14 protein-coding genes are annotated in these 18,525 nt (G+C 69.3%); 5 read left to right on the top strand and 9 right to left on the bottom strand.

All coding sequences use genetic code 11. The annotated features are described in order from the left end of the window. The first annotated feature begins 23 nt into the window (after nucleotides 1-23). Nucleotides 24-863 (top strand): peptidase, encoded by an 840-nt coding sequence (locus AC1D2O_RS07225; RefSeq protein ID WP_478088090.1) that lies wholly within the window; start codon nucleotides 24-26, stop codon nucleotides 861-863. An 8-nt stretch (nucleotides 864-871) separates the two neighbouring features. Beyond that, on the top strand, nucleotides 872-1,765 hold the full coding sequence (locus AC1D2O_RS07220; protein ID WP_478088092.1) for an alpha/beta hydrolase: 894 nt from the start codon (nucleotides 872-874) through the stop codon (nucleotides 1,763-1,765). A 282-nt stretch (nucleotides 1,766-2,047) separates the two neighbouring features. Here the strand turns inward: AC1D2O_RS07220 and AC1D2O_RS07215 are convergent, their stop codons facing one another. The 5 genes from AC1D2O_RS07215 to AC1D2O_RS07195 form a co-directional block, all read right to left on the bottom strand. Beyond that, nucleotides 2,048-2,872 (bottom strand): undecaprenyl-diphosphate phosphatase, encoded by an 825-nt coding sequence (locus tag AC1D2O_RS07215; protein ID WP_478088094.1) that lies wholly within the window; start codon nucleotides 2,870-2,872, stop codon nucleotides 2,048-2,050. A 58-nt stretch (nucleotides 2,873-2,930) separates the two neighbouring features. Further along, nucleotides 2,931-3,611 carry a GNAT family N-acetyltransferase gene (locus AC1D2O_RS07210; RefSeq protein ID WP_478088096.1) on the bottom strand — a complete coding sequence of 227 codons (681 nt, stop codon included), beginning with the start codon at nucleotides 3,609-3,611 and terminating at the stop codon, nucleotides 2,931-2,933. Between the two features lie 48 nt (nucleotides 3,612-3,659). Then, the gene (locus tag AC1D2O_RS07205; RefSeq protein WP_478088098.1) at nucleotides 3,660-4,316 is read right to left on the bottom strand and encodes an aspartate/glutamate racemase family protein; all 657 of its coding nucleotides are present in this window, start codon (nucleotides 4,314-4,316) and stop codon (nucleotides 3,660-3,662) included. A 13-nt stretch (nucleotides 4,317-4,329) separates the two neighbouring features. Further along, nucleotides 4,330-5,196 carry a transporter substrate-binding domain-containing protein gene (locus AC1D2O_RS07200; protein ID WP_478088108.1) on the bottom strand — a complete coding sequence of 289 codons (867 nt, stop codon included), beginning with the start codon at nucleotides 5,194-5,196 and terminating at the stop codon, nucleotides 4,330-4,332. Between the two features lie 99 nt (nucleotides 5,197-5,295). Beyond that, nucleotides 5,296-6,642 (bottom strand): aspartate aminotransferase family protein, encoded by a 1,347-nt coding sequence (locus tag AC1D2O_RS07195; RefSeq protein ID WP_478088100.1) that lies wholly within the window; start codon nucleotides 6,640-6,642, stop codon nucleotides 5,296-5,298. 124 nt (nucleotides 6,643-6,766) lie between these two features. On the opposite strand from AC1D2O_RS07195, the gene AC1D2O_RS07190 reads away from it, so the two are divergent. Beyond that, nucleotides 6,767-7,633: a MurR/RpiR family transcriptional regulator gene (locus tag AC1D2O_RS07190; RefSeq protein WP_478088102.1), complete on the top strand. Its 867-nt coding sequence runs from the start codon at nucleotides 6,767-6,769 to the stop codon at nucleotides 7,631-7,633. 1 nt (nucleotide 7,634) lies between these two features. Here the strand turns inward: AC1D2O_RS07190 and AC1D2O_RS07185 are convergent, their stop codons facing one another. From AC1D2O_RS07185 to AC1D2O_RS07170, 4 genes are all read right to left on the bottom strand, one after another. Continuing rightward, nucleotides 7,635-9,092, bottom strand: a complete 1,458-nt coding sequence (locus tag AC1D2O_RS07185) for an efflux transporter outer membrane subunit (protein ID WP_478088104.1) — start codon at nucleotides 9,090-9,092, stop codon at nucleotides 7,635-7,637. Beyond that, nucleotides 9,089-12,376 (bottom strand): efflux RND transporter permease subunit, encoded by a 3,288-nt coding sequence (locus AC1D2O_RS07180; RefSeq protein ID WP_478088106.1) that lies wholly within the window; start codon nucleotides 12,374-12,376, stop codon nucleotides 9,089-9,091. The genes AC1D2O_RS07185 and AC1D2O_RS07180 overlap by 4 nt, the downstream gene beginning before the upstream one ends. 517 nt (nucleotides 12,377-12,893) lie before the next feature. Beyond that, complete coding sequence (locus AC1D2O_RS07175; protein ID WP_478090260.1) at nucleotides 12,894-16,001, bottom strand: efflux RND transporter permease subunit; 3,108 nt, start codon at nucleotides 15,999-16,001, stop codon at nucleotides 12,894-12,896. Nucleotides 16,002-16,010: 9 nt separating this feature from the next. Next, entirely contained in the window at nucleotides 16,011-17,303 is a 1,293-nt protein-coding gene (locus AC1D2O_RS07170; RefSeq protein WP_478090261.1) for an efflux RND transporter periplasmic adaptor subunit, read from the bottom strand. A 215-nt stretch (nucleotides 17,304-17,518) separates the two neighbouring features. Here AC1D2O_RS07170 and AC1D2O_RS07165 point away from each other — a divergent pair, with 215 nt between their 5' ends. Together AC1D2O_RS07165 and AC1D2O_RS07160 are read left to right on the top strand one after the other, a co-directional pair. Continuing rightward, nucleotides 17,519-17,932: a DUF2306 domain-containing protein gene (locus AC1D2O_RS07165; protein WP_478090262.1), complete on the top strand. Its 414-nt coding sequence runs from the start codon at nucleotides 17,519-17,521 to the stop codon at nucleotides 17,930-17,932. 40 nt (nucleotides 17,933-17,972) lie between these two features. Then, complete coding sequence (locus AC1D2O_RS07160; RefSeq protein ID WP_478090263.1) at nucleotides 17,973-18,494, top strand: DUF6622 family protein; 522 nt, start codon at nucleotides 17,973-17,975, stop codon at nucleotides 18,492-18,494. Nucleotides 18,495-18,525 lie beyond the last annotated feature (31 nt).

Below are 18,525 nucleotides of genomic sequence, written 5' to 3'. Positions count from 1 at the left end.
TCCGATTCGTGCAAGAAGACCTCATGACCTACTGCGTCGGCATCAAACTCAACGCCGGACTGGTGTTCCTGTCCGATTCACGCACCAATGCGGGCGTGGACCACATCAGCACCTTCCGAAAGATGATCGTCTACGAGCAGCCGGGCGACCGCGTGATGGTCCTGCTGTCGGCCGGCAACCTGAGCATCTCGCAGTCGGTGCGCGAGATCCTGCAGATCGAGGAACTGCGCGAGACCAAGGAAAGCGGCGAGGAAAGCCCTCCGATCACCATCTGGAATGCCAGGAGCATGTTCGACGCCGCCCGCGTGCTGGGCTCGGCGGTGCGCCATGTCTACGACCGCGATGCCGAGGCGCTCAAGCACGCCGGACTGGACTTCAACGTCTCCTTCGTCTTCGGCGGCCAGGTCAAGGGCGAGGGCATGCGCCTGTTCCTGGTCTATGCGGCCGGCAATTTCATCGAAGCGACCACCGAGACGCCCTACTTCCAGGTCGGCGAGTCGAAGTACGGAAAGCCGGTGCTCGACCGCGTCCTGACACCCGAGACCCCGCTCGACGAAGCCGCCAAGTGCGCGCTGGTGTCGATGGATTCGACCATGAAGTCGAATCTCTCGGTCGGCCTGCCGCTCGACCTCGTGGTGTATGAGGCCAACAGCCTGCGCACCGACAAGGTGGTCTGCATCGACGCCGAGAATCCCTACTACCGGATGATGCACAACAGCTGGGGCCAGAAGCTGCGCGAGGTGTTCGACAGCATCGAGGACCCGGTCTGGGACGATGCCTACACCGAGCATCCGCTGAAGATGCCGGCGACGCGGCACAGCCCGCTGCGCAAGATCACGACCCCCGAAGAAAAGCTGATCTGAGCGCGGTCATGGGGTTGCCGCCAGTCATCTTCTCGCATGGGAACAGCTTTCCCGCCAGCACCTACCGCGTGATGCTCGACAGCCTGCGCAATCGCGGCTTCGACATCGATGCGCTCGAAAAATTCGGCCACGACCCGAAGTATCCGGTCACCGACAACTGGCCGCACCTGGTGCAGCAACTGGCCGACTTCGCGCAGGAAAGTGCCGATCGCGCGGGCGCGCCGGTGCTGCTGGTCGGCCATTCGCTCGGCGGCTTCCTGAGCCTGATGTGCGCCGCGCGCCACCCCAAGCTCGCCCGCGGCGTCGTGCTGCTCGACTCGCCGCTGATCGGCGGCTGGCGCGCGGGCACCATTAATCTCATCAAGCGCACGCCGCTCATGAAGAGCGTGTCGCCGGGCATCGTGAGCCGCAAGCGCCGCAACACCTGGGAGCACCGCGAGGCCGTGTTCGAGCACTTCCGCGGCAAGAAGGCGTTCGCGAAGTGGGACCAGCGCGTGCTGCGCGACTACATCGAGCACGGCACCTTCGACGTCGACGATGCGAGCGACGCCGGGCCGCCCCAAGGCGCGAGGGCCCCCTCGGGGGGCAGCAAGGACACGTCAGTGCCGAGCGTGGGGGCCAATTCGCGGGCGCTGAGCTTCGACCGCGATGTCGAGACCGCGATCTACGAAACGATCCCGCACAACCTGGGCGCCCTGCTGCGCGCCCATCCGCTGAAATGCCCCGCGGCGTTCGTCGGCGGGCGGCAGTCGGTCGAGATGCGGAAAGTCGGCATGGCGATGACCCAGCTGGTCACCAAGGGCCGCATCATGATGCTCGACGGCACCCACCTGTTCCCGATGGAGAAGCCGATCGCCACCGCGGCCGCAGTGGAAGCCTCGCTGCGCAACCTGCTGGGCTGACGTTCCGCGCGCCGTGAACCGACTTCCGATCCGCCGGACCTGGCGTGCGGCATTGATCGGCGCGTGCCTCGTCATCGGCCTGACCACGCCTGCGACACATGACACCGGCGCAATCCGCTACCAGGGATACCGCGGAACCGGCTTTGCCGGGCCGCCGGTATCGCCCCCTGGAGGGGCTGAGGTCCGCGGCTCCAAGCCTGCCTGCGCAGGCTTGGACGGACCCGAAGAGCCGCTGCCTCCGGCAGCGACTCGGGGCGCCGCAGGCGCTTCGGGGGTGTTTTCTTAGTCTGCCCAGACCACCACACCGCTCCACGCCGTCGCCAGCACCACGATGCCGAAGGCGATCCGATACCACGCGAACGGCACGAAGTCGTGGGTGCTGATGTAGCGCAGCAGCCAGCGCACGCAGAGCCAGGCGCTCAGGAACGAGAACACCAGGCCGACGGCGAACAGCGGGATGTCGGCCACCGACAGCAGCGCGCGTTCCTTGTAGAGGCTGTAGACGCCGGCGCCGATCAGGGTCGGGATCGCGAGGAAGAAGGAGAAATCGGTCGCCGCCTTGCGCGACAGCCCCAGCAGCATGCCGCCGATGATGGTCGAGCCGCTGCGGCTGGTGCCCGGGATCATCGCGAAACACTGCACCAGGCCGACCTTGAGCGCGTCCCAGGGCGTCATGTCGTCCACATGCTCGATGCGCACCGAGCCCGGCGGCCGCTTCTCGGCCCACAGGATGATGAAGCCGCCGATGATGAAGGTGCTGGCCACCACGGTCGGCGTGAAGAGATGCGCCTTGATCGCCTTGCCGAACAGCAGGCCCAGCACCACCGCCGGCAGGAAGCCGATCAGCACATTGAGCGCAAAACGCCGCGCCTTCGGCTGGCGCGGCAGCGCGACGATGGTCGAGTGGATCTTCTCCCAGTAGACCAGGATGACCGCGAAGATCGCGCCGGTCTGGATCGCGATGTCGAAGACCTTGGCCTTGTCGTCGTCGAAGCCGAGCAGCGAGCCCGCGAGGATCAGGTGGCCGGTCGACGAGATGGGAAGAAACTCAGTCAGGCCCTCGACGATGCCCATGACGGCGGCCTTGGCCAGCAATACGATATCCACGCGCACTCCTTGAAAGAGCGTCGATTATCGCGATGGCGGCGGTCAGGATCCGTTCAGCTCAACACCGCGAGATCACGCGAACGACCACCTCGCGGTGGTCGCGGAAACCCATCCGGGCGTAGAGCCGATGAGCGCTCTCGTTGTCCCGCATGACATGCAGGAACGGCGTCTCCCCGCGCTGCAGCTGGCGGCGGATCAGTTTCGCAGCCAGCTGGCGCGCGAGGCCCCGGCCCTGGAAATCGGGATGCGTGCAAACGCCGCTGATCTCGCGAAGCGCACCGGCACACATGCGCTCGCCCGCCATGGCGATCAGGCGCTCCCCTTCGAAGCAGCCGAAGTAGTCGCCGAGTTCGGGGGTCCTCGAACCGAAGGGGCCGGGACGGGTCAGCGCCGCCAGCGCGACCGCTTGCGCCGCGTGTTCCGGCCCGAGCGCAACGGCGTCGAAGGCCTGGTCGTCGTCGGGCAGCGAGCCCCCCGCCCAGACCATCCTGAACATGGTCGAATCCAGGTCGATCCGCCAGCCCGCGGGCGCCGTGCCCGACCAGTCCATGCAATAGAAATGATCGCCGGGCTCGCAGAACGGCGTCAGGGCATCGAGATCGGGATGTTCGGCATTCGCGAAGCCGACGATCGGAGAAAAGCCGGGGGCATATCGGCGCGCGCGGTCGGTGCCGGTGGCGTACTTCGCATGAGGGCCCGAGAGGGTGTTCCAGGCGATGTTGTCGAGGAGCTGGTGCATCGTGAATACGATCCTAACGGCTCGAATCGGCGAGTCTGAAGGCGTCCGCTAACTTTCAGACTCGGTCGAGGCGCGCCGCCGCAACGCGCGCACCGCGCTGTCGACCGTGGTCAGCACGGTCAGCCCCGATGCGGCCTCGCAGGCGCCCCGGGCGCGCGCCATGCTGAACTGGGCCAGCGCGAGACGCGTGCAGCCGCGCTCGCGCAAGGCCCGGGCCGCGCCGGCAATGCGTTCGTCGTGCCCCTGCGCGTCGCCGCGATTCAGCGCATCGAGCGCCCCCTCGGCCAGCCCGAGTTCGAGCCCGACGCCCTCGGGAAACTCGGGGGGCATCGATTCCAGCGTCGGCGCGAACGTGGCGATCAGGCCCAGCTTGCCGGTGCCTGCCGCCGCTTCCGCCACCATCGCCTCGTTGGGCTTGAGCACCGGAATGCCCGGGTGCCGCCGCCCCACCGCCTCGATGCAGGGGCCGAAGGCCGAGCAGGTGAAGAGAATGCCCTGCGCCCCGGTATCGACCGCGTACTGCGCGAGGCGCTGGAAGCGCTCGTGCATCGCCTCGTCGAGCCCTCGCCCGCCACGTGCGAGATCGGCCGACAGGCTGTCGTCCAGCAGGTTCATGCGGACGGCTTCGGGCCAGTCGCGCGCCATCGCCTCGTTGATGGGCGCGACCGAATGCGCCAGGGCGTGGATGAGGGCAATGCGGGTCATGGTCGAAAAGCGTTCAGATGCCCTTCGACGAAGGATTCGCGAACGCGTCTTTCGTCTCGGCATTGAGCGGGTAGTTGATGTTGATGTTCTTCGGCGGGATGGGCGACATGAACCAGCGGTGGTAGAGCTTCTCCATCTCGCCTGATTTCATCATGCCGCCGACCACGCGGTCCACCAGCGCCTTGAATTCGGGGTCGTCCTTGCGCAGCATCAGCGACTGGTTCTCGGTGCGCAGGCTCTCGCCGGTGATCAGGAAATCCTTCGGGTTGCGCGCATTGGCGATCTGGCCCGCCAGCAGGATGTCGTCGAGCACGAAGGCCTGGGCGCGGCCGTTCTCGACCAGCAGGAAGGACTCGGTATGGTCCTTGGCCGCAACGTTGACGACTTCGAGGTTCTTGCCCTTGTCGGCATCGCGCAGCAGCCGGAACGACGTCGTGCCGGTGGTCGTGACCACCGTCTTGCCCTGCAGGTCGGCGATGCTCCGGATGCCGGAATCGGCCTTGACCAGCATGCGCACGTTGTAGCGGAAGATGTCCGGCGAGAACGCCACCTGCTTCTGCCGCTCGACCAGGTTGGTGGTCGAGCCGCACTCGATGTCGACCGTGCCGTTGGCCACCAGCGGAATGCGGTTGGCCGAGGTCACGGCCTGGTAGCGGATCTCGATGGCCGGCATCTTCAGTTCGGTCTTCACGGCCTCGACGATGCGGTTGCAGATGTCGATGCTGTAGCCGACCGGCTTCAGGTTGCTGTCGAGGTACGAGAAGCCGAAGGACGACTCGCGGTAGCCGAAGGTGATGGCGCCGCTGGCCTTGATCCTGGCCAGCGTGCCGCCCTCCTGGGCCTGGACGGGCGTGAACGGGACCAGCGCGCAGATCGCCATCAGGGTGGCGCAGGCATGCGTGGACAGACGACCAAAGGCCATGGAACAACTCCTCGAAGCAGGTTGAAGAACGACAAAGGGGGACGTCCGGGCGGCGCTTCAGCCCGCCTGTGGCGCACCGACCGCGCGCGTGACGGCGTCGACCGCGGCGGCCAGCCGGCTCGCGATCTCCTGCAGGTCCTGCCGCGTCGCGATGAAGGGCGGCGCCAGCAGCACGTGGTCGCCCTGCCGGCCGTCGACCGTGCCGCCGAAGGGATAGCACAGCAGGCCCCGCGCCATCGCCTCCTTCTTGACCCAGGCGTGCAGCCGCAGCCCGGGCGCGAACGGCGTCTTGGTGGCCCGATCGGCCACCAGCTCGACACCCCAGAAGAAGCCGCGGCCGCGGATGTCGCCCACGTGCGGATGGTTGCCGAGCGTGGTGCGCAGCATGGCGCCGAACGCCTCGCCGTCGTCGCGCACCTTGGCCAGCAGGCCGTCGCGGCGGATCACCTGCTGCACCGCCAGCGCGGCCGCGCAGGCCACCGGATGGCCGAGGTAGGTATGGCCGTGCTGGAAGAAGCCGCTGCCTTGGGACATCGCCTCGACGATGCGGCGCTGCGCGAGCACCGCGCCGATCGGCTGGTAGCCGCCGCCGAGCCCCTTGGCGACCGTGACCAGGTCGGGCACCACGCCCTCCTGCTCGCAGGCGTAGAGCGTGCCGCAGCGACCCATGCCGCACATCACCTCGTCGAGGATCAGCAGCACGCCATGGCGGTCGCAGACCTCCCGCACGGCCTTGAAATAGCCCGGCACCGGCGTCAGCACGCCGGCGGTAGCGCCGCCCACGGTCTCGGCCACGAAGGCGATCACGCGGTCCGCGCCCTGCGCCAGGATCGCCGCTTCGAGCTCGGCCGCGAGCCGCAGGCCGTACTGCTCGACGGTCTCGCCGTCGCGCTGCTCGCGGTAGGGGTAGCACGGCGCCACGTGCGTGGCCGGGACCAGGAGGGGCGCGAAGGGCTCGCGCCGCCAGGCGTTGCCGCCGACCGCCAGCGCCCCCAGCGTGTTGCCGTGGTAGCTCTGGCGGCGGGCGATGAAATGGGTGCGCTGCGGCTGCCCGTTCTCGACGAAATACTGGCGCGCCATCTTGAGCGCCGATTCGACGGCCTCCGATCCGCCGCTCACCAGGTAGACATGGCTCATGCCCTCGGGCGCGGTGCGGACCAACTCGTCCGCGAGCTGCTCCGCCACCTCGGTGGTGAAGAAGCTGGTGTGGGCGTAGGCCAGCTTGTCGATCTGGGCGTGCATCGCGGCGATCACGTCCGGGTGCCCGTGTCCCAGCGACGAGACCGCGGCGCCGCCCGAGGCGTCGAGGTAGTCGCGGCCGGCGGCATCGCGGATCGTCATGTCGCTGGCGGAGGTCGCGACCGGCGGCGTGTGGTGGAGATGGCGATGGAAGACGTGCGTCATGGCGTTCTGAATTTGGAACCAATGTACCGGGCAGATTATTATTTGGAACATTTGTTCCGTCAAGGGACGATGGAACACCTTGGTTCCTTCCGGTACATTCGTTCCAAACCAAAAAGGAAATCCCATGGGCGTCAAGGACGATCTGCGCCAGCGCTACGCCGGCCTCAGCCCTGCCCTGCAGCAGGTCGCCAAGTACGTGCTCGACCATCCGAACGACGTGGTCACGCATTCGATGCGCACCGTCGGCACGCGCGCTGGCGGCACCCCGGCCACGCTGGTGCGCTTCGCGCAGCACCTGGGCTATGCGGGCTGGCCGCAGTTCAAGGAGGCCGTGGCCTCGGAGATGGGACTCGGTCCGGAAGCCTACGGCGAGCGCGCCCGGACACTGGTCGGCCGCGCCGCCGACCGCAGCCTGGTCGAGGAGATGTTCGAGGTGCAGCGGCACAACCTCGAGGCCACGCAGCGCCAGAGCGCGGCCTCGCTGCAGAAGGCCTGCGCCCTGCTGGAGAAGGCGCCCACGGTGCACGCGGCCGGCTTCAGGGCCTGCTTTCCGATCGCGTTCTCGTTCGTCTACGTCTACCGGATGTTCCGTACCAGCGTGCAGCTGATCGACGGCCAGGGCGGCTCGCTCGAGATGCAGCAGCGCGCGATGGCCAAGGGCGATGCGCTGGTCGTCGCCAGCTTCGCCCCCTACTCGCGCGAGGCCCTGCAGGTGGCCGAAGCCGCCAAGGCGGCCGGCTGCAAGGTGCTCGCGCTGACCGACAGCGCGGCCTCGCCGCTGTCGCTGCTGGCCGACGAGACGCTGTTGTTCGCGATCCAGAGCCCGTCGTTCTTCCCCTCGGTCGCCGCCGGCACGGCACTGACCGAGGCCTTGCTGGAGCTGCTGGCCAGCCGCGCCGGCAAGCCGGTGGTCAAGCGCATCGACCAGGCCGAGACGCAGCTGTTCGAGTCGGGTGCCTACCTGCAGGCGCCGCGGCTGCGCGGGGGCTGACTCAGGAGCTGGCTGGCGCGGCCTCTGCGACCGGCTTTGGCGAAGGCTCCATCCACTCGGCATGCCAGCCGCCGCCCAGCGCCTGGATCAGTGCCACCGCCGAAGTCTGGCGGTTGGCCTGCACCTGCACCAGGGTGCGCCGCGCGTTGAGCGCCGACACCTGCGCCACCACCACGCTGGTGTAGTCGATGGTGCCGGCGCGGTAGCGGTTCAGGAACTGCTGCTCGGTGCGGTCGGCCGCGGCCGAGCTCTGGCGCCGCAGGCCCTCCTGCTGCGCCAGGCTGATGCCGGCGCTGAGCTGGTCCTCCACGCTCTGGAAGGCCGCGAGCACGGTCTGGCGGTAGCGGGCCACCGAGGCCTCGTGGCCGGCCTTGGCGGCATCGACGCTGGCGCCGATCGCGCCGGCGTCGAACACCACCTGAGCCACCGAGAGGCCCAGCGACCACAGCGTGTTCGAGGCATTGAACAGGTCGCCCACGCGCGAGGAGCTGGAGCTGATGCCGCCGCTCAGGCCGAAGTTGGGGTAGTAGGCCGAGCGCGCGATGCCGATCTGCGCATTCGCCGCCGCCACCTGCCGCTCGGCTGCCGCAATGTCGGGCCGGCGTTCGAGCAGGGTCGAGGGCACTTCCGTCGGCACGCCGGGCACCTCGACGTTCCACTCGGCGACCGGCAGGTTGAAGTCTGCCGGCGCCACGCCGACCAGCACCGCGATCGCATGCTCGAGCGCTTCGCGGTTGCGCTTCAGCGCGGCGCGCTCGGCCTGGGTGTTGGCGTAGAGCGTCTCGGCCTGCAGCACGTCGCTCTGGGCCGCGATGCTGGCGGCATAGCGGTTGCGCGTGATCTGCAGGCTGCGCTGGTAGCCCTCGAGCGTGTCGTCGAGGATGCGGATTTCGGCGTCGGCCTCGCGCAGCGAGAAGTAGTTGGTCGCCAGGTCGCCCACTGCCGACAGGCGCGCCGCGGCCAGGTCGGCTTCGCTGGCCTGGGCATTGGCCTGCGCGCTGTCGACCGCCTGGCGCAGCCGGCCCCAGACGTCCGGTTGCCAATCGACGCCCAGCACGGCCGCCGAGGCGGTGGCGGCCGAGATGTCGCGCCCGCCGGTGCGCCGCACGCTGCCGTCGAGCGTGACCTGCGGGAACAGCGCCGCCCTCTGGCCGCGCACCAGCGCCTGGGCCTGCGCGTAGTTGGCGACCGCGGTGGCGATGTTCTGGTTCGACACCTGCACGCGTGCGGCCAGGCCGTCGAGCGTGGCGTCGCCGAAGAGCTTCCACCATTCGCCGCGGTCGAAGGCGTCGGCCGGCGCGGCGGGCTGCCAGCCGGCGGCGGCCGGGGCCGACTTCCAGGCCGCCGGCGCGGCCATGGGCGGCCGCTCGTAGGCCGGTCCGACGGCGCAGCCCGCCAGCAGCGCCGCCAGGGCCAGTGCCACGGGTCGACTGGGGATAAAGCGTTTCGATGCGGTCATGGGTTCGAGGCAATGTCGGGCGCGCGGGCCAGGGGGGACTCGGCCGCTCGGCTCAGGTACTTTTCGTTGGCGGGCCGCCGGCGCAGCTTGTCGAGCAGCACGTAGACGACCGGCGTGGTCAGGAGGGTCAGCAGCTGGCTGGCGATCAGCCCGCCGATGATCGCGACGCCCAGCGGCTGGCGCAATTCCGAGCCCAGGCCGAAGCCGATCGCCAGCGGCAGCGCGCCGAGCGCGGCCGCCAGCGTGGTCATCAGGATCGGGCGGAAGCGCAGCAGGCAGGCCTCGCGCACCGCCTCCACGGCCGTGAGCCCGCGCGCGCGCTCGGCCTCGAGCGCGAAGTCGATGATCAGGATCGCGTTCTTCTTGACGATGCCGATCAGCAGGAAGACGCCGATCAGCGCGATGATCGAGAACTCCATGCGGAACAGCAGCAGCGCCAGCACCGCGCCGACGCCGGCCGAGGGCAGCGTGGTCAGCACCGTGATCGGGTGCACCAGGCTCTCGTAGAGCACGCCGAGCACGATGTAGATCACGATCAGCGCGGCGAGGATCAGGAACCACTGCTGCCCCTGCGACTGCTGCGCCGCCAGCGCCGTGCCCTGGAAGCTGCCGCGCACGTTGATCGGCATCGCGATGTCGGCCTCGGCCTGGGCCACGATGCGCTTGGCGTCCGACAGGCTGACGCCGTCGGCCAGGCTGAACGAGACCGTGCTCGCGAGCTCGGTGTCCTGGTGGTCGATCGAGGTCGGCACGGCCCGCTCGCTGAGCTTGGCGAAGGCCGACAGCGGCACCATGAGCGTGGTGTCGGTGGCGATCTGCTGGCCGGTGGAGGCGGTGCGCAGGGCCGGATTGGCCGACACCGTGGTCGAGGTGCCGGTATTGGCGTCGGTCGTGTTCTTGATCGAGCTGGTGATCGACTGGCCGCTCGCGTTGGTGGTCGTCTGCAGCGTCGACGGCACGTAGAGGTCCTTCAGGACGATCGGCGAACGCTGGAAGCGCGGCGCCCATTCCATCACCACCGAATACTGGTTGAGCTCGTCGTAGATGGTCGCCACCGAGCGCTGGCCGTAGGCGTTGTAGAGCGCGTTGTCGACCGCGGCCGACGTCACGCCGAGTCGCGCGGCGGCCTCGCGGTCGACGTCGACGAAGGTCTCGACGCCGTTGTCGGCATCGTCGCTGTCGACGTCGGTCAGCGCGGTCTCGTCGCGCAGCCGATTGGCCAGCTTGGTCGACCAGGCGCGCAGGTCGGACAGGTTGTCGCTCTTGAGCGTGTACTGGTAGCTCGAGTTGCTCGATCGCCCGCCCATGCGCAGGTCCTGCACCGGGCTCAGGAACACGCGCAGGCCGGTCAGCTGGTTGAGCTGGGGGCGCAGGCGGTCGATCACGGCCTGCGTCTTCTCGCTGCGCTGCGCCACCGGCTTGAGGTTGACGAACATGAAGCCGCCGCCCGAGCGGCCGCCGCCCGAGAAACCGACCACGGTGTCGACCGCCGGGTCCTTGCGGATGATGTCCACCGCCTGGCGCAGCTTGTCGGCGATCGCCGCCGAGGAGATGCTCTGGTCGGTGCGCAGCCCGGCATTGAGCTGGCCGTTGTCCTGCTGCGGGAAGTAGCCCTTGGGGATGGCGTTGAACAGGTAGACGTTGAGCCCGATCACCGCCAGCAGCACCACCATCACCACGCCCTTGCTCGCCAGCGCCCAGTCGAGGCTGTGCGCATACATGCGCAGCGTGCCGTTCCAGGCCCGCTCCGCCTGGCGGCTGAACCAGGCGCGCAGGCGCCCGGGCGTCTTGGCGCCCTCCTCGGCCTCGCTGCGCAGCAGCATGGCGCACAGCATCGGCGTGGTGGTCAGCGAGATCACGAGCGAGATCAGCACCGCGGCCGACAGCGTGACCGCAAACTCGCGGAACAGCCGCCCCACCTGCCCGCCCATGAACAGCAGCGGGATGAACACCGCCACCAGGGACAGGCTGATCGACAGCACCGTGAAACCGACCTCGCGGGCACCGCGCAGCGCCGCCTCGACCCGGTTCATGCCGGCCTCGACGTGGCGGGTGGTGTTTTCCAGCACCACGATCGCATCGTCGACCACGAAGCCGGTGGCGACCGTGAGCGCCATCAGGCTCAGGTTGTTGAGGCTGTAGCCCAGCAGGTGCATGACGCCGAAGGTGCCGAGCAGCGACACCACGGTCGCCACCGCCGGCACGATGGTGGCGCGCGCCTTGCGCAGGAAGAGGCCCACCACCAGCACCACCAGCACCACCGAGATCATCAGCGTGGCCTCGATCTCGCGCAGCGAGGCGCGGATCGTGTTGGTGCGGTCCGAGGCGACCTGGGCATCGATGTCCTGCGGCAGCTGCGCGCGCAGCTCGGGCAGCAGCCGGCGCACGCCATCGACCGTCTCGATGATGTTGGCGCCCGGCGATTGCGTGACCAGCACGATCACCGCCGGCTCGCCGTTGAAGAGGCCCAGGGTGCGCGTGTTCTCGACGCTGTCGATCACGCGCGCGACGTCGCCCAGGCGCACCGCGGCGTCGTTGCGCCAGGCGATCACCATGTCGCGGTACTCCGAGGCATGGCGGCCCGGCGCCGGCGTATAGATCTGCAGCCGGCGGTCGTCGCTCTCGATCGCGCCCTTGGGCCGGTTGGCGTTGTTGGCCTGGATCGCGGCGCGCACGTCTTCGCTGCTGATGCCGAAGCGGTTGAGCGCGAAGGGCTCCAGCTCGACCCGCACCGCGGGCAGCGAGCCGCCGCCGATCTCGACCTCGCCGACGCCCTCGACCTGCGACAGCCGCTGGCTCACGATGTTCGACACCGCCTCGTAGATCTGGCCCGGCGTGCGGGTCTTGGAGGTCAGCGCCAGGATCACGACCGGCGCCGCGGTCGGGTTGCGCTTGCGATAGGTCGGGTTGCTGCGCAGCGTCGCCGGCAGGTCGGCACGGGCGGCGTTGATCGCGGCCTGCACCTCGCGCGCGGCGCTGTCGATGTTGCGGCTCAGGTCGAACTGCAGCGTGACGCGGGCCGAGCCGTTGGAGCTGGTCGATGTCAGTTCGTTGACGCCCGGGATGATGCCGAGCCTGCGCTCCAGCGGCGTGGCGACACTCGAGGCCATGGTGCTCGGGCTGGCGCCCGCGAGGCTCGCCTGCACCGAGATCGTCGGGTAGTCGACTTGCGGCAGCGGTGACACCGGCAGCACGAGGAAGGCGACGATGCCTGCCAGCGCGATGCCGATGGTGAGCAGCATCGTGGCGATCGGGCGCTCTACGAAGGGTTTGGAGAGGTTCATGGGGCCTCTCTTTGCTGCATTGCACCGGGACAGCGGGGGCGGCGGCGGGCGGTATGCCCTGGGCCGGCCGACGTCACCGGCCGCTTCGCGGCTGCCCTGCGCTGCTCGCGGTACGCGGGGTCTCGCTCAAACTCGCTTCGCTCAAACAGTCGCGAGCCCTGATCCGCGTACCGCTGCGCTGCTCGGCGGTGCCTCAACGGCCGGCCCAGGGCATACCGCCCACCGCCGTGGACAGGTTGGGGTTGCATCGGCGTTGGAGACGTCGCGGCTCTTTGAACACCCCCTGAGCCCGGCATGCGGTGCGGGACGGGCGATCCCCTCTGCGCCGCTGAGGAGCGCAGCTTCAGGCGGATCAAGGGCCGCGCGTGTTTGAGCGCAGCGAGTTTGCGCGGACCCCGCCTGAAGCGAGCACCGCAAGGCAGCCCGAAGGGCCGGCGCAGTGGGGTCGTTCGGCCCGCACCGCGTGCCGGGCGCCCTTCCAGGGGGAACGCGTCCTTGATCGAAAGATGACCACAAGTCACGCTGCAGCCCTCTGCCCAAACCGCCGCCCCAGCCGATCGAACGCGAGATAGATGACGGGCGTGGTGAACAGCGTCAGCACCTGGCTCACCACCAGCCCGCCGAAAATCGCCAGCCCCAGCGGACGACGCAGCTCGGCGCCCTCGCCCCAGCCCAGCATCAGCGGCAGCGCCGCGAACAGGGCCGCCAGCGTGGTCATCAGGATCGGGCGGAAGCGCAGCAGCGCCGCCTGGTGGATGGCCTCGAGCGGCCCCTTGCCCTGGTTGCGCTCGGCGTCGATCGCGAAGTCGATCATCATGATCGCGTTCTTCTTCACGATGCCGATCAACAGGATGATGCCGATGATGCCGATCACCCCGAGGTCGTTGCCGGTCAGCATCAGCGCCAGCAATGCGCCGACGCCGGCCGAGGGCAGCGTCGACAGGATCGTCAGCGGGTGGATATAGCTCTCGTACAGCACGCCCAGCACGATGTAGACGCAGACCACCGCCGCCAGGATCAGCCACAGCTGGTTGGTCAGCGATTTTTCGTACGCGCCGGCGGCGCCGAGGAACTTCAGGCTCACGCTCGCCGGCAGCGCGATCTCCTTGGCCGCGGCACGGATCGCCGCCACCGACTTGCCGAGCGCCACGTTCGGCGGCGTGTCGAAGCCGACGGTCGCGGCCGGGTACTGGGCCACGCGCGTGACCTGCAGCGGCGCGAACTGCTCGCGCACCGTGGCCAGCGAAGACAGGGGCGTCGCCGTGCCGGCGCCGGTGCGCAGCTGCAGGTTGCCCAGCCCTTCCGGCGAGGCCAGCGACTCGCGCTGGGCCTCGAGGATCACGCGGTACTGGTTGGTCTCGGTGAAGATGGTCGAGACGATGCGCTGGCCGAAGGCGCTGTAGAGCGCGTCGTCCACCGAGCTCGCGGTGACCGACAGCCGCGACGCTGTGTTGCGGTCGATGTCCACGTAGGCCGACAAGCCCTGGGCGCCGGCATCGGTCGTCGGGTTGCGCACCTGCGGCACGCGGCGCAGCCGCTCGACCAGCTTCTGCGCCCACTCGTTCACCGTGGTGGTGTCGGCGCCTTCGAGCGAGACCCGGAACTCGGTCGGCCCGGTCTCGGCGTCGATGGTCAGGTCCTGGGTCGGCTGCAGGTAGAGCGACACGCCGGCGACGCCGTCGCGCACGCGGTCGCGCAGCCGCTGCATCACCACGGCCTGGTCGCCGTGGCCGGCGCGCAGATTGATCAGCATGCTGCCGGTGTTGAGCGCCATGTTGTTGGCGGCGTCGACGCCGACCACCGAGCTCAGGCTCTGCACGTCGGGATCGGCCAGGATCAGGTTGGCCGCCGACTGCTGCAGCTCGGCCATCCGCACATAGGACACCTCCTGCGAGGCCTGGACGCGGGCCTTGAGCTGCCCGGTGTCCTGGGTCGGGAACAGGCCCTTGGGAATCACGACGTAGAGCAGCACGGTGAGCGCGAGGGTGAGCACGGCCACCACCAGCGTCAGCGGCTGGTGGCGAAACACCCATTGCAGCCAGATGTCGTAGCGCGCGATCACGCGATCGAAGAAGCGCTGCACGGCGGCGCCGAAGCGTCCGCCCTCCTCGGCCTGCGGCCGCAGCCAGCGCGCCGACATCATCGGCACCAGGGTCAGCGAGACCACGGCCGAGATCAGGATCGTGATCGCCAGTGTCACCGCGAATTCGCGGAACAGGCGCCCCACCACGTCGCCCATGAACAGCAGCGGGATCAGCACCGCGATCAGCGACACCGTCAGCGAAATGATCGTGAAGCCGATCTGTGTCGCCCCCTTGAGCGCGGCCTGGAACGGCGGCTCGCCCTTCTCGAGGTAGCGCGCGATGTTCTCGATCATCACGATCGCGTCGTCGACCACGAAGCCGGTCGCGATGGTCAGCGCCATCAGGCTCAGGTTGTTGAGGCTGTAGCCCAGCAGGTACATCAGGCCGCAGGTGCCGATCAGCGAGATCGGCACCGCGACGCTGGCGATCACGGTCGCGCGCACGCTGTGCAGGAAGAAGAAGATCACCAGCACCACCATCACCACCGCCAGCGCCAGCTCGAGCTGCACGTGGTTGACCGAGGCGCGGATGCCGGTGGTGCGGTCGCTCAGCACCTCCACCTTCAGCGCGCCGGGCAGCGAGGCCTCCAGCTCGGGCAGCAGCTTCTTGATGCCGTCGACCGTGCCGATCACGTTGGCGCCGGGCTGACGCTGCACGTTGAGGATGATCGCGGGATAGAGCTTGCCGTCCTGCTCGCCCTGCTTCGCGTTCGCGCCGGCCCAGGCCCCGAGCTGGGTGTTCTCGGCGCCGTCGATGACGCGCGCGACATCGCTCATGCGCACCGGCGCGCCGTTCTTCCAGGCGACGATCAGGTTCTTGTAGTCGGCCGCGGCCACCAGCTGGTCGTTGGCGTTGATCGTGTAGGCCCGCTTCGGGCCGTCGAAGCCGCCCTTGGCGCTGTTGGCGTTGGCCGCCGCGATCGCGGTGCGCAGGGTGTCCAGGCCGATGCCGACCGCGGCCAGCGCGTTGGTGTTGGCCTGGATCCGCACCGCCGGACGCTGCCCGCCCGACAGCGACACCAGGCCGACCCCGCCGACCTGGCTGATCTTCTGCGCCAGCCGCGTGTTCACGAGGTTCTGCACCTCCGTCAGCGGCATGGTCTCGGAGCTCACGGCCAGGGTCAGGATCGGGGCATCGGCCGGGTTGACCTTGGCATACACCGGCGGCGCCGGCAGGTCGGCCGGCAGCAGCGAGCCGCCGGCGTTGATCGCCGCCTGCACCTGCTGCTCGGCGACGTCGAGGGTCTGGTCGAGCGCGAACTGCAGCGTGACGATCGAGACGCCGGTGGCGCTGGTCGAGCTCATTCGGTCGAGCCCGGCCATCTGGCCGAACTGGCGCTCCAGCGGCGCGGTCACGGTGCGGCTCATGACCTCGGGGCTGGCGCCCGGATAGAGCGTCTGCACCTGGATCGTCGGGTAGTCGACCTGCGGCAGGGCCGCCAGCGGCAGGAAGCGGAAACCGACCAGGCCCGCGAGCACGATCGCGAGCATGAGCAGCGCGGTCGCGACCGGCCGCTCGATGAAGGGACGCGAGGGACTCACCGCCGCTCCCTACTGCGGAGGCCGCTGCCGCCGGCCCTCGCCGTTCGGACCGCCGGGTGTGCGCGGCCCGCGCGGGCCGGAGGCCCCCGGGCGCGGCGCCATCGCCGGCTTGTCGCCCTGCAGCTGCACGCGGGCGCCATCCTTCAGGCGGTCGCCGCCTTCGGTCACCACGTCCTCGCCGGCCTTCACGCCGTCGAGGATCGCCACCACGTCGACCGTGGCCTCGCCGCGCTTCACCGGGCGCACCGACACCGTGCGGTCCTCGTTGACCACATAGACGAAATTGCCGTTGGGCCCGATGCGCACCGCGGTCACCGGGACCACGACCGCGTTCACGGTGCGCAGCACCATCTGCACGTTGACGAACTGGTTCGGGAACAGCGGCGTGCCGGTGTTGGCGAAGCGCGCCTTGGCCCGCACCGTGCCGGTGCTGGTGTCGACCACGTTGTCCAAGGTCGAGAAGGTGCCGGTGTCCAGCACCGCGCTGCGCACCCGGTCCAGCGCCTTGACCGGCAGCGCCTCGCCCTTGGCCAGCTGGGCCTGGATGTCGGGCACGCGGTCCTGCGGCACCGCGAACTGGACGTCGATCGGGTTCATCTGGGTGATCACCGCGATGCCGGTGGTGGCGTTGGCCGTCACCGTGTTGCCCGGGTCGACCGTGCGCAGCCCGATGCGCCCGGCCACCGGCGCCGTGACCCGGGTGTAGTCGAGGTTGAGCTTGGCGGCGGCCTCGGCCGCTCGGTCGGTGGTCACGGTGCCTTCAAGCTGCTTGACCAGCGCGGCCTGGGTGTCGACGTCCTGCCGGGCGATCGAGTCCTGGCCCAGCAGCGTGCGGTAGCGCGACAGGGTGACGCGCGCCGCCTCGAGCTGCGCCTCGTCGCGCACCCGGTTGCCCTGGGCCTGCATCAGCGCCTGCTCGTAGGGACGCGGGTCGATGCGGGCCAGCAACTGGCCCTTGCTGACGGTCTGGCCCTCGGTATAGAGCACCTCGGTCAGCACGCCGCCGACCTGCGGCTTGAGCGTGATGGTCGCCAGCGGCGTCACCGTGCCCAGGGCATCGATCAGGATCGGCATTTCCACGCGCTGCGCGGTGGCGTGGCCGACGGTGGAGCTGGCGCCGCCGAAATTGGGGCGCCCGCCCGCCGGTTCGCCCGAGCGCTGGATCAGGTACCAGGCGCCGCCGGCCAACGCCGCCACCAGGCCCAGCGCCAGCAGGCTGCCGAGCCAGCGCCGCCGCCGGGAAGGCACGGGGCGGGATGCGTGGAGGTCTTCGGTGGCGGGCTCGGGAAGGGGGGACGACATCGGTGAAGAGAGCTTGAGGGTGGCAGCCCGTAGTGGAGCGCCGAATCGTAGCGCCCAGCCCTTACGAACCGTAAAGCCTCGGTAAAGCCGCCGTGGACGCCTGCGTCCGGCGATCACGGAATGCAACTGGCGCCGCCCAGGCGCGGTTCGTCGCATGGCCGTGGCGGGCCCGCCGGGCGGGCGGCACAGTCCGCCCATCGCCTCAGGAGCCCGCCATGCAAATGTCACCGGTCATCGCCATCCACCTCGCCTCCGCCGCCTCCGCCCTGGCCCTCGGGCCGGTGGTGCTCTGGGCCCGCCGGAGCCGGCCCCAGCGGCCGCGCCTGCACCGGGCGCTGGGCTATGCGTGGGTCACGCTGATCGTCATGGCCGCGCTGTCGGCGCTCTTCATCCGGGACTTCAGGCTGCCGAACATCGGCGGCTACACGCTGGTGCACCTGCTGGTGCCGGCCACCTTCTTCGGCCTCTCGCGCGCCTTCTGGAAGCTCGCCCGGGGCGACATCCGCGGCCACCGGATCGCGATGCAGGCCACCTACATCAGCGCCTGCATCGTGGCCGGCGCCTTCACGCTGCTGCCCAGCCGCTATCTCGGCCAACTGGTCTGGGGCCAGTGGCTGGGGCTTGCCTGACCCTTTCGAACCTCTCCCTCCAATCTCACAGGAGCAACCCATGCTGACCCAAGTCTTCCTGCACACCCCGAAGTGGGTCTACATCCTGTTCGCCACCCTGCTGTGGCTCGGCGCCAGGCAACTGCTGGCCAGCAGCGTGAGCCTGGGCCGGGTGACGCTGGTGCCGATCGTGATGACCGGCCTCTCTATCTATGGCGTGACCTCGGCTTTCGGAGATTCGAGCCTCAGCGTGCCGGCCTGGGCCGCGGCGGCCGGGGCGGCGCTGACCCTCGTATTGAAGCGCGGATTGCCGGCCGGCACGCGCTACGACGAGGCGACGCGCCGGTTCCACGTCGCAGGCAGCGCCGTGCCGCTGCTGCTCATGATGGGCATCTTCTTCACCAAGTGCGTGGTCGGCGCCACCCTGGCGATGCACCCGGAGATCCGCCACGATGCCACCTTCGCGCTCGCCATCGCGCTGCTGTACGGCGTCTTCAGCGGCGTCTTCGCCGGCCGCGCGGTGCGGCTCTGGAAGCTGGCGATCCGCGAGGACCGCGTGGCGGCTGGCGCCCCCGGCGCCTGAACCCTGCCCTTGTCTGCACAATCCAGGAGAC

The organism is Variovorax sp. P1_G12 (genome assembly GCF_056405555.1).
The sequence above is the reverse complement of the archived record's forward strand: the minus strand, read 5'-3'. Positions and strand labels throughout refer to the sequence as shown.

Coding starts and splice junctions, on each gene's coding strand:
- AC1D2O_RS07225 (WP_478088090.1), top strand. CDS start 24: ATGACCTACTGCGTCGGCATCAAACTCAACGCCGGACTGGTGTTCCTG.
- AC1D2O_RS07220 (WP_478088092.1), top strand. CDS start 872: ATGGGGTTGCCGCCAGTCATCTTCTCGCATGGGAACAGCTTTCCCGCC.
- AC1D2O_RS07210 (WP_478088096.1), bottom strand. CDS start 3,611: ATGCACCAGCTCCTCGACAACATCGCCTGGAACACCCTCTCGGGCCCT.
- AC1D2O_RS07205 (WP_478088098.1), bottom strand. CDS start 4,316: ATGACCCGCATTGCCCTCATCCACGCCCTGGCGCATTCGGTCGCGCCC.
- AC1D2O_RS07200 (WP_478088108.1), bottom strand. CDS start 5,196: ATGGCGATCTGCGCGCTGGTCCCGTTCACGCCCGTCCAGGCCCAGGAG.
- AC1D2O_RS07195 (WP_478088100.1), bottom strand. CDS start 6,642: ATGACGCACGTCTTCCATCGCCATCTCCACCACACGCCGCCGGTCGCG.
- AC1D2O_RS07190 (WP_478088102.1), top strand. CDS start 6,767: ATGGGCGTCAAGGACGATCTGCGCCAGCGCTACGCCGGCCTCAGCCCT.
- AC1D2O_RS07185 (WP_478088104.1), bottom strand. CDS start 9,092: ATGACCGCATCGAAACGCTTTATCCCCAGTCGACCCGTGGCACTGGCC.
- AC1D2O_RS07180 (WP_478088106.1), bottom strand. CDS start 12,376: ATGAACCTCTCCAAACCCTTCGTAGAGCGCCCGATCGCCACGATGCTG.
- AC1D2O_RS07170 (WP_478090261.1), bottom strand. CDS start 17,303: ATGTCGTCCCCCCTTCCCGAGCCCGCCACCGAAGACCTCCACGCATCC.
- AC1D2O_RS07165 (WP_478090262.1), top strand. CDS start 17,519: ATGCAAATGTCACCGGTCATCGCCATCCACCTCGCCTCCGCCGCCTCC.
- AC1D2O_RS07160 (WP_478090263.1), top strand. CDS start 17,973: ATGCTGACCCAAGTCTTCCTGCACACCCCGAAGTGGGTCTACATCCTG.